This window comes from Aeromonas bivalvium, assembly GCF_046078285.1.
Taxonomy (GTDB): Bacteria; Pseudomonadota; Gammaproteobacteria; order Enterobacterales; family Aeromonadaceae; genus Aeromonas; species Aeromonas bivalvium.
Genome location: NZ_JBGXBV010000005.1, coordinates 218,556 through 231,686 on the forward strand (window position 1 = coordinate 218,556; position 13,131 = coordinate 231,686).

Below are 13,131 nucleotides of genomic sequence, written 5' to 3' on the forward strand. Positions count from 1 at the left end.
TTTGTCGTTCTTATATCCCCGGACAGCACAGTCTTATGCCAGAGAAGGCGGCTGCAGCCGTGAAAAAACGGGGCAAGTTTACAATCCTGTTAATGAAATGAGAAGCAAAAAGGGCGGGCTCTGGGCCCGCCCTCTCACTTACAGGACCAGTCGACGAATGTCGGACAGCACACCACTCAGGGTGGTGATGAAGCGGGCACCGTCGGCGCCGTCGATGACGCGGTGGTCATAGCTCAGGGCCAGCGGCAGCATCAGGCGCGGTACGAACTCCTTGCCGTTCCACTTGGGCTTCATCTCGGACTTGGAGACGCCCAGGATGGCCACTTCCGGCGCGTTGACGATCGGGGTAAAGCTGGTACCGCCGATGCCACCCAGGCTGGAGATGGTGAAGCAACCGCCCTGCATGTCGGCAGCAGTCAGCTTGCCGGCACGGGCCTTCTTGGAGATCTCGGCCAGATCGCGGGACAGCTCGAAGATACCCTTCTTGTTGACGTCGCGAACCACAGGAACCACCAGGCCACCCGGGGTGTCTACCGCCACACCGATGTGGATATACTTCTTCATGATCAGCTTGCTGCCGTCTTCGGACAGGGCGCTGCAGAAGCGCGGGTGCGCTTCCAGGGCCTTGGCGGCCGCCTTCAGGATGAACACCAGCGGGGTGATCTTCACGTCCAGCTTCTGCTTCTCGGCCAGCACGTTCTGCTCTTTGCGGAACGCTTCCAGATCCGTGGTATCGGCTTCGTCGAACTGGGTGACGTGGGGGATCATGGCCCAGTTGCGGTGCAGGGCAGGACCGGAGATCTTCTGGATCCGGGTCAGTTCCAGCTCTTCGACCGGGCCGAACTTGCTGAAATCAACCTTGGGCCAGGCCACGACGCTCATGCCGTTGCCAGTGCCTTGGCCTGCAGCCGGGGCGGACTCGGCACGCTTGACCGCATCCTTCACGTAGGCCTGCACGTCTTCTTTGACGATGCGGCCCTTGCGACCGGAAGCTTTCACCTTGGCCAGGTTGACGCCGAACTCGCGCGCCAGACGGCGTACCGCCGGGGAAGCGTGGACATAGGCATCGTTGGCAACGAAGTCGGAGGCAACGGCAGCCGGGGCAGCAGCCTGAGCAACCAGGGCAGCGGCAGGGGCGGCAACGGGGGCAGCAGCTTGCGCAACCGGGGCGGCGGCAGGAGCAGCACCCGCCACTTCGAACACCATGATGAGGGAACCGGTGGAGACCTTGTCACCCGCCTTCACCTTGATCTCTTTCACCACGCCGGCGAACGGCGCAGGCACTTCCATGGAGGCCTTGTCACCTTCCACGGCGATCAGGGACTGGTCGGCTTCGACCTTGTCACCCACGGCCACCATGATCTCGGTGACTTCCACTTCGTCACCGCCGATGTCAGGTACGTTGACCTCTTTGGCAGCGGCGGCAACCGGGGCTGCGGCCACGGGAGCGGCAGCCTGAACCGGCGCGGCAACGGCGGCAGGGGCGGCGCCAGCCACTTCGAACACCATCACCAGGGAACCGGTGGAGACCTTGGCGCCGGCGGCGACCTTGATTTCCACCACGCGGCCCGCGAACGGCGCCGGCACTTCCATGGAGGCCTTGTCACCTTCCACGGCGATGATGGACTGGTCCGCTTCAACCATGTCGCCCACGGCGACCATGATCTCGGTCACTTCCACTTCGTCGTCACCTATGTCAGGGACGTGCACGTCTTTGGCAGCGGCAGCAGCAGGGGCAGCCGGCGCAGCGGCGGCAACCGGGGCCGCGGCCTGGGCAGGAGCCGGTGCGGCAGCGCCTTCCGCTTCGAAGACCATGATCTGGGAACCGGTGGCAACCTTGTCGCCCACCTTGATCAGGATCTCTTTGACGATGCCGGCGGCGGGGGCCGGGACTTCCATGGAGGCCTTGTCACCTTCCACGGCGATCAGGGACTGGTCGAGCTCGACCTTGTCACCCACGGCCACCATGATCTCGGTGACTTCAACCTCATCGGCACCGATATCCGGCACCATAATCTGTTTGGACATTGTGCTTTATCCTCTTACGCGGATGTCACGTTGACGTTGGAAAAGCGCGCTGTCACTGCCATAGCCCTGGCAGGAGAGCGGCTTCATCCTCTTATACGTTGGTCACGCCAAGCAGGGTGAGGCCCTGCCCGGCACATGGCCGGACAGGGCGCTCAATCCTCTTAGGCGTACAGCGGGTTGACCTTGTCGGCATCGATGCCGTACTTGGCGATGGCATCGGCCACCACCTGCTTGTCAATCTCGCCGCGCTTGGCCAGTTCGGTCAGGGCAGCAACCACCACGTAGAACTCGTTCACTTCGAAGTGACGACGCAGGTTGGCACGGCTGTCGGAGCGGCCGTAACCGTCGGTACCCAGTACGCGGTAGTTCTCGGTCGGTACGAAGGCGCGAACCTGATCGGCGAAGGACTTCATGTAGTCGGTCGCGGCGATGGTGGCGTCGGTGCCCAGTACCTGAGCGATGTAGGGCACACGCGCTTCGGCGGTCGGGTGCAGCATGTTCCAGCGATCCGCGTCCTGACCGTCACGGGCCAGTTCGTTGAAGGAGGTGACGCTGAACACGTCGGAACCCACGCCGTACTCGCTGGCCAGGATCTGGGCGGCGGTGCGCACATGACCCAGGATGGAGCCACAACCCAGCAGCTGTACCTTGGCCTTGGTACCGGCCACGGTTTCCAGCTTGTAGATACCCTTGCGGATGCCTTCCTCGGCGCCTTCCGGCATGGCCGGCATGGCGTAGTTCTCGTTGAGGGTGGTGATGTAGTAGAACACGTTCTCCGGGTTCTCGCCGTACATGCGGCGCAGGCCGTCCTGTACGATCACCGCCACTTCATAGGCGTAGGACGGGTCATAGGAGATACAGTTCGGGATGGTGTTGGCCAGGATGTGGCTGTGACCATCTTCGTGCTGCAGACCTTCGCCGTTCAGGGTAGTACGACCTGAGGTCGCGCCCAGCAGGAAGCCACGGGCTTGCTGGTCACCGGCTGCCCACGCCATGTCGCCGATCCGCTGGAAGCCGAACATGGAGTAGTAGATGTAGAACGGGATCATCGGGCAGTCGTTGGTGCTGTAAGAGGTCGCAGCAGCCAGCCAGGAGGACATGGCGCCCAGCTCGTTGATGCCGTCTTGCAGAACCTGACCCTGCTTGTCTTCCTTGTAGTAGGAGACGATGTCGCGGTCTTGCGGGGTGTACTGCTGACCGTGCGGGCTGTAGATGCCGATCTGGCGGAACAGGCCTTCCATACCGAAGGTACGGGCTTCGTCAGCCAGGATCGGCACGATGCGCTTGCCGATGGACTTGTCTTTGAGCATCACGTTCAGGGAACGCACGAACGCCATGGTGGTGGAGATCTCGCGCGCCTGTTCGCCCAGCAGCGGACCGAAGGCATCCAGGGCCGGGATTTCCAGCTTGGTGGTGCTCTCGCGCAGACGGGTCGGCACATAGCCTTTCAGGGCAGTGCGACGGTCGTGCAGGTACTTGTGCTCGGCAGAGCCTTCCTCGATCTTCAGGTACGGCAGATCGGCCAGCTGCTCGTCGGTGACCGGCAGGTTGAAGCGATCACGCAGGTAACGCACTGAGCCCAGATCCATCTTCTTGACCTGGTGAGCGATGTTCTTGCCTTCGGCCGCTTCACCCATGCCATAACCCTTGATGGTCTTGGCCAGGATCACGGTCGGCTTGCCCTTGGTCGCTGCGGCCTTGGAGAAGGCGGCAAACAGTTTGCGAGGATCGTGACCACCGCGGTTCAGGGCGAAGATCTCCTCGTCGGACATGTCCTTGACCAGAGCGGCGGTTTCCGGGTAACGGTTGAAGAAGTGCTCGCGGACGTAGGCACCGTCGCGGGACTTCATGGTCTGGTAGTCACCGTCCACGGTCTCGTTCATCAGCTGGATCAGCTTGCCGGAGGTGTCTTTCTTGAGCAGCTCATCCCACTTGCGACCCCAGATGACCTTGGTCACGTCCCAGCCGGCGCCGGCGAACAGGCCTTCCAGCTCGTTGATGACCTTGCCGTTGCCGACCACAGGGCCGTCCAGACGCTGCAGGTTGCAGTTGACCACGAACACCAGGTTGTCGAGCTTTTCACGCACGGCAACAGTCAGGGCGCCCTTGGCTTCCGGCTCGTCCATCTCGCCATCGCCCAGGAAGGCGTAGACGGTCTGCTCGGCACAATCCTTGATACCACGGTCGGTCAGGTACTTCAGGAAGCGCGCCTGATAGATGGCGGCGATGGGGCCCAGACCCATGGAGACGGTCGGGAACTGCCAGAATTCCGGCATCAGTTTCGGGTGCGGATAGGAGGGGATACCCTTGCCGTCCACTTCCTGACGGAAGTTGTCCAGCTGCTCTTCGGTCAGACGCCCCTCGACGAAGGCACGGGCGTAGATGCCCGGGGAGATGTGACCCTGGAAGTAGACCAGGTCGCCACCGTCCTTCTCGTTGCGAGCACGGAAGAAGTGGTTGTAGCAGACTTCGTAGATGGTCGCGGAGGAGGCGAAGGAAGACATGTGACCGCCCAGGTCCAGGTCTTTCTTGGAGGCGCGCAGCACTATCATCACGGCATTCCAACGGATGATGGCGCGAATGCGACGCTCCATCTCCAGGTCGCCCGGGTAGGCCGGTTCGTCGCTGGCGGGGATGGTGTTGATGTAGTCGCGATTCGCTTTCTCAGCCACTTCCACACCGCTGACGCGGGCTTTCTCGGCCAGTTGTTCAAGGATGAACTGAGCGCGTTGCGGACCCTCTTCACGCAGCAAGGATTCCAGAGAGGCAAGCCACTCCAGCGTTTCTATCGGGTCCACATCGTTCTTCAGGATATCAGACATGGCTGGTTCCTATTGTTATTGCACGGGATGTAAGTTGCGCAAAATTCGACAATAAAGCCTTGTGGGATTAGTTTTCCTGCTGACGGATCCGACGCATGGATCGCTGGATCCGGCTGTCTTCCCTCTGCATATCCAACAAGGTGTCCTCGATAAAGGCCAGGTGCTCATGACAAGCTGTCCTGGCCCGCTCCGGAGCCCCCGACAGGATAGCCTCGATCAGCGACGCACGATGGCGACGGATCTTGGCGACCACTCCCGGACGGCGATTCAAAATCTCGTTATTTCGCAAAATGTTCTGCTCGAGCATGGGGCCCATGGCCCGCAGCAGGTGCAGCAGCACCACATTGTGGGAGGCCTCGGCCACCGCCAGATAGAACTGGGTGACGGCGCTCGACTCACTCGCAAGGGACCCCTGCTGACCCGCCGCCTCGATCGCCGCCTGGGCGGCGCGGATACGCTCGAAGTCTGCCTCGGTTCCCCGCAACGCAGCATAGTAGGCACAGATGCCTTCCAGGGCGTGGCGAAACTCCAGCAGGTCATACTGGGCTTCCGGGTGGGTGCTGAGCAGCTCGAACAAGGGATCGGCGATCCCCTGGCTCAACCCATTTTGCACATAGGTGCCACCGCCCTGACGACGATACAACAACCCGCGAGCCTCCAGACGCTGGATAGCCTCCCGCAGGGAGGGGCGTGACACCTGAAACTGGATGGCGAGTTCCCGCTCGGGCGGCAACTTCTGGCCAGGCTGCAGGCTGCCCTCCAGGATCATGTGTTCCAGCTCGGCGACGATGGCGTCGGCCAATTTGGGTTGGGTAATTCGACGATAGGGCATGGGGCAGCTTTGTTAAATTGGTATTACCAATTTTATGAATGGAGCGAAAATTAGCAGAGGGGCTGGGAAATGTCCACCCAAAATCTGATCTGTATCAAGAAAGTAAACTGCCCATTTGTGGGTAACAAGAAGAAAATATGATCTCACTCATAGAAAATGGTCTGACCAATATTCATGAGCCAGATCACAGACAACATTCCGGCAACAGCCAGAAAAAATGGCTTGTCGGTGCGACAAGCCATTGATCTTAAAAACACAAAGTAGATTTTAACCAAATCAATTTTTGTTGAGCCTCTGGCGATATCGCCGCCAGTCAAAACTCGCGCCCGGATCCGTCTTGCGCCCCGGCGCTATGTCACAATGACCCACCACCCGATCGGCCAGCACGGCGGGAAAGCGGGCCTGGATGGCACTGGTGAGACGGGTCAGCACCTCATACTGGGCATCGCTGTAGGGCAGCTCATCCGTCCCCTCCAGCTCGATGCCGATGGAGTAATCGTTACAGGCCTCTCTCCCCTCCCAGCAAGAGACGCCAGCGTGCCATGCCCGGGCCAGGAAGGAGACATATTGCACCAGCTCCCCATCGCGGCGGATCAGGCAGTGGGCCGAGACCCGCAACTGATGGATGTCGGCAAAGTAAGGGTGGGCGCCCGGGTCAAGTCGGCCAAGAAACAGATCGTCGATAAAGGGACCGCCAAACTGGCCCGGCGGCAGGCTGATGCCATGGACCACCAGCAGGGAGACGTCTTCCGGCCTGGCCCGCTCGTTGTGATGGGGCGACGGCACCTTGCGGGCCTGCTCGCACCAACCCTCTGAATCAATGGAAAATAGTGTGTTAGGCTGGGTCATGGTCTCTCTTGCTCATGGTATTGATGTGCCCGTTACCGTCCCTCGAAGCGGCTCAGCCAGCCCCAGACTCACGACGCCCCGGCCAGAGGGGAGCGCCTGATGGCTGCCCCCGCAATGGCGCGCTGGTTCTGGCTGCTGGCCTGGCTCTCCCTGATGGGGCTGCTGACCCTCTATTTTCATGACAGATCGCAACCCGGAGTCACCGCCAGCGGCGAGCTGCGGCTGCCGATGGATGCCAGCGGCCACTATCGTCTGGAGGGTGCCATCAACGGCCAACCGGTGCAACTGCTGCTGGACACGGGGGCCACTCGTGTCACCATCCCGGCGCAGGTGGCGGCACGACTGGGGATCCGGGCCATGGGCCAGAGCCAGGTCAATACCGCCGCCGGCGCCATCCTGGTCGGCAATGGCCGGATAGAAACCCTGGCGATGGGTCCGCTGACCTTGTACGATCTGGCCGTCTACATCAACCCAGCCGCCACCGGCGATGAGATCCTGGTCGGGATGAATGCCCTCGGCCGGCTGGAGCTGACCCAAAGAGACAGGCAGTTGCTTCTCCGACCCTTGCAGGAATAAAGGCATGTTACAACAGGACATCAGTCGCGCCGTGCGCGCCGCGTTACTCGAAGATTTGGGGGGCGCGCTGACCGCCCAGAACCAACCGGATGCCAGCGCCGACATCACGGCCCAGCTGATCCCGGCGGATCGCCAGGCCAGCGCCCGCGTCATCACCCGGGAAGCCGGGGTTTTCTGCGGCAAGGCCTGGGTGGATGAAGTGTTCGCCCAGCTCGGCGGCGAGGTGAACGTGGAGTGGAAGGTGCAAGATGGAGACCTGCTCTCCCCCGATCAGGAACTGTTTCGCCTCCACGGCCCGGCCCGGGTGCTGCTGACCGGCGAGCGCAATGCCCTGAACTTCGTGCAGACGCTCAGCGGCGTCGCCACCATCACGGCCCGCTACGTGGCCGAGCTGACCGGCACCCAGTGCCGCCTGCTCGACACCCGCAAGACCCTGCCCGGTCTGCGGGATGCCCAGAAATACGCGGTCACCTGCGGCGGCGGCAAGAACCATCGCATCGGCCTGTATGACGCCTACCTTATCAAGGAGAACCACATCCTGGCCTGTGGCGGCATAGTGAAAGCGGTGGACGAGGCCCGTCGTCTCAACCCGGGCAAACCGGTCGAGGTCGAGGTCGAGTCCCTGGCCGAGCTGAGTCAGGCCCTCGATGCCGGCGCCGACATCATCATGCTGGACAACTTCGATGTGCCCATGATGGGCGAGGCGGTGGCCTTGAATGCCGGGCGCGGCGAGCGCCGGGCCAGGCTGGAGGTTTCCGGCAACGTGACCCTGGCCACCCTGGCCGAGTTCGCCGCCACCGGGGTGGACTACATCTCGGTCGGCGCCCTGACCAAGCATGTTCGGGCGCTGGATCTCTCCATGCGCTTTATCTGACCCCCAGCCCCCCGCTTCCCCCACTGACAGGGGGAAGCCCCCTCCTTGCTCCCACCGTCAAAGACACGCCAATCCCAACAGCACCACCTCGTTAGGCGCACGCCAGAGAAAAGTGCATCCCTGATGGCTCCCACTGTCCAAGACACATCAATCTCAACAGCATCACCTCGTTAGGCGCACGCCAGAGAAAAGTGCATCCCTGATGGCTCCCGCCGTCCAAGACACATCAATCTCAACAGCATCACCTTGTTAGGCGCACGCCAGAGAAAAGTGCATCCCTGATGGCTCCCGCCGTCCAAGACACATCAATCTCAACAGCATCACCTTGTTAGGCGCACGCCAGAGAAAAGTGCATCCCTGATGGCTCCCGACGTGCAGAAGACACCCAAGCAGCGCCAATCCCGGCAGCATCCTGTTCTTAGGGCCGTTTCAGGGGAAAGTGGATCCCTGCTGGATCCTGACTTGCAAAAGACGCCATTGGCGCCTTTTCTTTAGGCAAGACCCACCCAAGGCAAAAGGAGCAAGCTGACAGGCCGACTGCATGACAGGGAACCAAAGGAGACTTCTAACCTCCTGATTTTTATCCATTTGCATCACTATTTTGAGACACGTCAACTAATCTGCATGACGCTGTTGCCAAGTACGATGCCTTGACTAAGCTGCCAACAGCGGTGAGGTCACCGCCAGCGTTATCAGGACCCATTTGAAATAAGGACATTGAAGATGAGAAAGCAAACCGGCTTTACCCTGATCGAACTGATGATAGTCGTGGCCATCGTCGCCATTCTCGCCGCCATCGCCCTGCCGGCGTATCAGACCTATACCAAGCGCGCCAAATTTTCGGAGGTAATTGCAGCCACAGGACCAGCCAAGACGGCTGTCGAAGTCTGTGTTCAAGGTTCCACGGATACAGTCAACTCAGCCCTTATGGGTACGTGCGCCTCAGCTGGTAATGCCGCCGTCTCAGGCGCTTTTAATACAACGAATGTTGCTTCAGTCAGCTCCGCAACAAATACCGCAAGCGGCGCTGTCGGCGTCACCATCACCGCCACGGGAACGACAGCGACCTTTGGCTCATCTACCACATATGAGTTAATTGGCAGTGCAAACACAACTACTAGGCAGGTTTTGTGGGCCATATCAGGATCTTGCAAAACAGATGGCCTCTGCTAATCCATGACCTCTAGCCCCCATAGCGGCCTGGCCCTGAGCCTGGCCGCTTCCTCCCTGATCAGTGAGTCCGACTCACACCACTACCTGAGCCAGGCCCGCGCCCAGCGCAAACCCCTGGTCACCTACCTTATCGAGAACCAGATCCTCGCCAGCAAGACGCTGGCCGAGTTCTGCGAGCTGGAGTATGGGGTACCTCTGCTGGATCTTGCCGCCTTCGATCTGGCCGAGATCCCGCAGAAGTACCTCAATCAGAAGCTGATCGAAAAGCATCATGTGCTGCCCATCTACACCCAGGGCCATACCCTCTACATCGCCATGTCCGACCCCACCAATGTGGCGGCGCTGGAGGATTTCGGCTTCAGCTTCGGCCTGCACACCGAGGCCCTGCTGGTCGAAGAGGACAAGTTGAGCCAGGCCATCGCCAAACTGCTGGAGAGCGAGCACGATGCCCTGGGCATGGATGACATCGACGAGGCCGAGATCTCGGCCCTCGAGGTGGCCGACGAGGCCAGCCGCCTCGACGAGCACGTCAATACCGCCGACGACGATGCCCCCATCGTCAAATACATCAACAAGATACTGATGGATGCCATCCGGCAGGGGGCATCGGATCTGCACTTCGAGCCCTATGAGTTCAAGTACCGCATCCGCTTTCGCATCGACGGCATACTGCACGAGGCCGCCACCCCGCCGGTCAACCTGGCCAGCCGCTTCGCCGCCCGCCTCAAGGTGATGGCCAGACTCGATATCGCCGAGCGGCGCCTGCCCCAGGATGGCCGTATCAAGCTCAAACTGTCGCGCAACCGCTCCATGGACATGCGGGTCAACACCCTGCCCACCATGTGGGGCGAGAAGGTGGTCATCCGCCTGCTCGACTCCTCGGCGGCGCGCCTCAACATCGACCAGCTCGGCTTCGATGAGGCCCAGAAGCAGCAATACCTGACCGCCCTTGCCAAGCCCCAGGGCATGATACTGGTGACCGGCCCCACGGGGTCCGGCAAGACGGTCTCCCTCTATACCGGCCTCAACATCCTCAACACCCAGGAGGTCAACATCTCCACCGCGGAAGATCCGGTGGAGATCAACCTGCCCGGGGTCAATCAGGTGCAGGTCAACCCCAAGGCGGGGCTCACCTTCGCCAGCGCATTGCGCTCCTTCCTGCGCCAGGATCCGGACATCGTCATGGTGGGGGAGATACGGGATCTGGAAACCGCCGAGATCGCCATCAAGGCGGCCCAGACCGGCCACCTGGTGCTCTCCACCCTGCACACCAACTCGGCGGCCGAGACCCTGACCCGGATGATGAACATGGGGGTGCCCGCGTTCAACATCGCCTCCTCGGTGACCCTCATCATGGCCCAGCGCCTCGCCCGCAAGCTGTGCGATCACTGCAAGGAGCCCGAGGTCATTCCGGAAGCCGAGCTGTTTACACTGGGGTTCAGCTCCCGGCAGGTCGCCGCCGGGATCCGGCTGTTCAAGCCCAAGGGTTGCAAGGAGTGTACCGGGGGCTACAAGGGGCGGGTCGGCATCTATGAAATCCTGCTGATGTCGGAAAACATTGCCAAGCTCATCATGCAGGGGGCGAATTCGTTGCAGATCGCCGCCATCGCCCAGGAGGAGGGGATGCACACCCTGCGACTATCGGGCCTGGAGAAAGCTCGCCTCGGCGTGACCAGCCTGAGCGAGATCAACCGGATCACCACCAACTAACCCATCACGCCGCCCGCCTGGCGGCCCCATTGCAAGGATGCAAGGATGGCGACCCTATCGAAGAAGCGCAACGTCCCCGCCAAGGTACACACCTTCCGCTGGAAAGGGGTCAACCGCAAAGGCAAGGAGATCTCGGGAGAACTCCAGGCCGAACACGTCAACATGGTCAAGGCCGAGCTGCGCAAGCAGGGAGTCAGCGTCTCGCGGATCAACAAGAAGAGCAACGGCCTCTTCTCCAGGGGCGGTGCCAGCATCAAGCCCATGGACATCGCCGTGGTGAGCCGTCAGCTCGCCACCATGCTCAGTGCCGGTGTGCCCCTGGTGCAGAGCCTGCAAATCATCGCCCGCAGCCATGAAAAATCGAGCATGCGCGATCTGATGGGCCAGATAGCCAGCGACGTCGAGACCGGCACCCCCATGTCGGAGGCCCTGCGCCAGCACCCCAGGCACTTCGACGACCTCTACTGCGATCTGGTGGAGGCAGGTGAGCAATCCGGGGCGCTCGAGACCATCTATGATCGCATCGCCACCTACCGGGAGAAGGCCGAAGCGCTCAAGTCGAAGATCAAGAAGGCCATGTTCTACCCCGCCATGGTGATCCTGGTGGCCATCGTCGTCACCTCCATCCTGCTGCTGTTCGTCATTCCCCAGTTCGAGGACATCTTCAAGAGCTTCGGCGCCGAGCTGCCCATCTTTACCCAGTTCGTCATCGGCATTTCACGCTTCATGCAGGATTGGTGGTATGTCATATTCGGGGGTATCGCCCTCGCCATCTTCCTCTATGTGCGAGCCTGGCGCCGTTATCAGAAGGTGCGTGACAACACCGACAAGTTCATCCTCACCATCCCTGTGGTCGGCATGATACTGCACAAGGCCGCCATGGCCCGCTTCGCCCGCACCCTCTCCACCACCTTCAGCGCCGGCATCCCCCTGGTCGATGCCCTGGTCTCGGCGGCAGGAGCCTCGGGCAACTATGTCTATCGCACCGCCATCCTGGCCATTCGCAACGAGGTGATGGCCGGCATGCAGATCAACGTCGCCATGCGCACCGTGGATCTCTTCCCCGACATGGTGATCCAGATGGTGATGATAGGGGAGGAGTCCGGCGCCATCGACGACATGCTCTCCAAGGTAGCCACCATCTTCGAGCAGGAGGTGGACGATCTGGTGGACGGCCTCACCAGCCTGCTCGAGCCCATCATCATGGTGGTGCTGGGGGTGCTGGTGGGTGGCATGGTGGTCGCCATGTACCTGCCCATCTTCAAGCTGGGCTCCGTCATACACTGACCCCCGACCGACGAGCCTCCCTCGTCGGCCGGATTGCCATGATATACTCGCTCCCCCTGACTAGAGACTCGATACAATCCATGACTGAACTGGCAACTGCCCTGCCCTGGCTCTACCTTGCCCTTGTGTTTCTGTTCTCCCTGACCATAGGCAGCTTCCTCAATGTGGTGATTCACCGCCTGCCCATCATGCTGGAGCGAGACTGGCGGGCCGAGTATCAGGGCTACTTCGAGCCAGAGAAGGCTGCGCCGCCCCAGGCCCCCTACAACCTGATGGTGCCCCGCTCCTGCTGCCCCCATTGCGGCCATGCCATCGGCGCCCTGGAGAACATCCCGCTGCTGAGCTGGCTCTGGCTCAGGGGGCGTTGCCGCGCCTGCGCCGCCCCCATCTCGGCGCGCTATCCCCTGGTGGAGCTGCTGACCGCCCTGCTCTCCGTGGTGGTGGCAAGCCGCCTGCCCGCCGAGCCCGTGCTGCTGGCCTACCTGCTGCTGACCTGGGTGCTCGTCGCCCTGACCTTCATCGACCTGGACAAGATGCTGCTGCCAGACCCCCTCACCCTGCCCCTGGCATGGGCCGGTCTGCTGGTCAATCTGCTCTGGCAACGGGTGCCCCTGGCCGATGCGGTGATCGGCGCCATGGCCGGTTATCTGGTGCTGTGGAGCCTCTATTGGGCCTTCAAGCTGCTGACCGGCAAGGAGGGAATGGGCTACGGGGACTTCAAGCTGCTGGCCGCCCTGGGGGCCTGGCTAGGCTGGCAGGCCTTGCCGCTCATTCTGCTGCTCTCTTCCCTGATCGGCGCCCTGGTCGGACTCGGCCTCATCGCCCTGCGCCGCCATCAGCACGGCAATCCCATCCCCTTCGGCCCCTATCTCGCCCTCGCCGGCTGGGTGACGATGCTCTGGGGCAACGAGATCGGCGCCTGGTATCTGCGCATGGTGCTCTGACCCTTTCCTGGGGCACAATGCCAGACAAACCAGCAT

At 61.5% G+C, this 13,131-nt stretch carries 10 protein-coding genes; 6 read left to right on the forward strand and 4 right to left on the reverse strand.

All coding sequences use genetic code 11. The features are described from left to right. Positions 1 to 138: 138 nt before the first annotated feature. From aceF to ampD, 4 genes are all read right to left on the reverse strand, one after another. Positions 139 to 2,028, reverse strand: coding sequence for a pyruvate dehydrogenase complex dihydrolipoyllysine-residue acetyltransferase (gene aceF, locus ACEUCR_RS13690; protein WP_408790828.1), 1,890 nt, complete (start codon positions 2,026 to 2,028; stop codon positions 139 to 141). Positions 2,029 to 2,189: 161 nt separating this feature from the next. After that, the gene (gene aceE, locus ACEUCR_RS13695; protein ID WP_042001736.1) at positions 2,190 to 4,850 is read right to left on the reverse strand and encodes a pyruvate dehydrogenase (acetyl-transferring), homodimeric type; all 2,661 of its coding nucleotides are present in this window, start codon (positions 4,848 to 4,850) and stop codon (positions 2,190 to 2,192) included. A 67-nt stretch (positions 4,851 to 4,917) separates the two neighbouring features. Beyond that, complete coding sequence (pdhR, locus tag ACEUCR_RS13700; protein WP_042001733.1) at positions 4,918 to 5,682, reverse strand: pyruvate dehydrogenase complex transcriptional repressor PdhR; 765 nt, start codon at positions 5,680 to 5,682, stop codon at positions 4,918 to 4,920. 276 nt (positions 5,683 to 5,958) lie between these two features. Then, complete coding sequence (ampD, locus tag ACEUCR_RS13705) at positions 5,959 to 6,531, reverse strand: 1,6-anhydro-N-acetylmuramyl-L-alanine amidase AmpD (protein WP_042001730.1); 573 nt, start codon at positions 6,529 to 6,531, stop codon at positions 5,959 to 5,961. Positions 6,532 to 6,645: 114 nt separating this feature from the next. Here ampD and ACEUCR_RS13710 point away from each other — a divergent pair, with 114 nt between their 5' ends. The 6 genes from ACEUCR_RS13710 (at position 6,646) to ACEUCR_RS13735 (ending at position 13,095) form a co-directional block, all read left to right on the forward strand. Next, positions 6,646 to 7,107: a retropepsin-like aspartic protease family protein gene (locus ACEUCR_RS13710; protein ID WP_408774937.1), complete on the forward strand. Its 462-nt coding sequence runs from the start codon at positions 6,646 to 6,648 to the stop codon at positions 7,105 to 7,107. Positions 7,108 to 7,111: 4 nt separating this feature from the next. Then, a complete protein-coding gene (nadC, locus tag ACEUCR_RS13715) occupies positions 7,112 to 7,981 on the forward strand; it encodes a carboxylating nicotinate-nucleotide diphosphorylase (protein WP_408790830.1) in 870 nt (289 codons plus the stop codon). 723 nt (positions 7,982 to 8,704) lie between these two features. Then, positions 8,705 to 9,154 (forward strand): pilin, encoded by a 450-nt coding sequence (locus ACEUCR_RS13720; RefSeq protein ID WP_408790832.1) that lies wholly within the window; start codon positions 8,705 to 8,707, stop codon positions 9,152 to 9,154. A 3-nt stretch (positions 9,155 to 9,157) separates the two neighbouring features. Further along, positions 9,158 to 10,864 (forward strand): PilB family type IVa pilus assembly ATPase TapB, encoded by a 1,707-nt coding sequence (gene tapB, locus ACEUCR_RS13725; protein WP_111873099.1) that lies wholly within the window; start codon positions 9,158 to 9,160, stop codon positions 10,862 to 10,864. Positions 10,865 to 10,909: 45 nt separating this feature from the next. After that, positions 10,910 to 12,151 carry a type II secretion system F family protein gene (locus ACEUCR_RS13730; RefSeq protein WP_042001718.1) on the forward strand — a complete coding sequence of 414 codons (1,242 nt, stop codon included), beginning with the start codon at positions 10,910 to 10,912 and terminating at the stop codon, positions 12,149 to 12,151. A gap of 80 nt (positions 12,152 to 12,231) precedes the next feature. Beyond that, positions 12,232 to 13,095: a prepilin peptidase gene (locus tag ACEUCR_RS13735; RefSeq protein WP_408790835.1), complete on the forward strand. Its 864-nt coding sequence runs from the start codon at positions 12,232 to 12,234 to the stop codon at positions 13,093 to 13,095. Positions 13,096 to 13,131 lie beyond the last annotated feature (36 nt).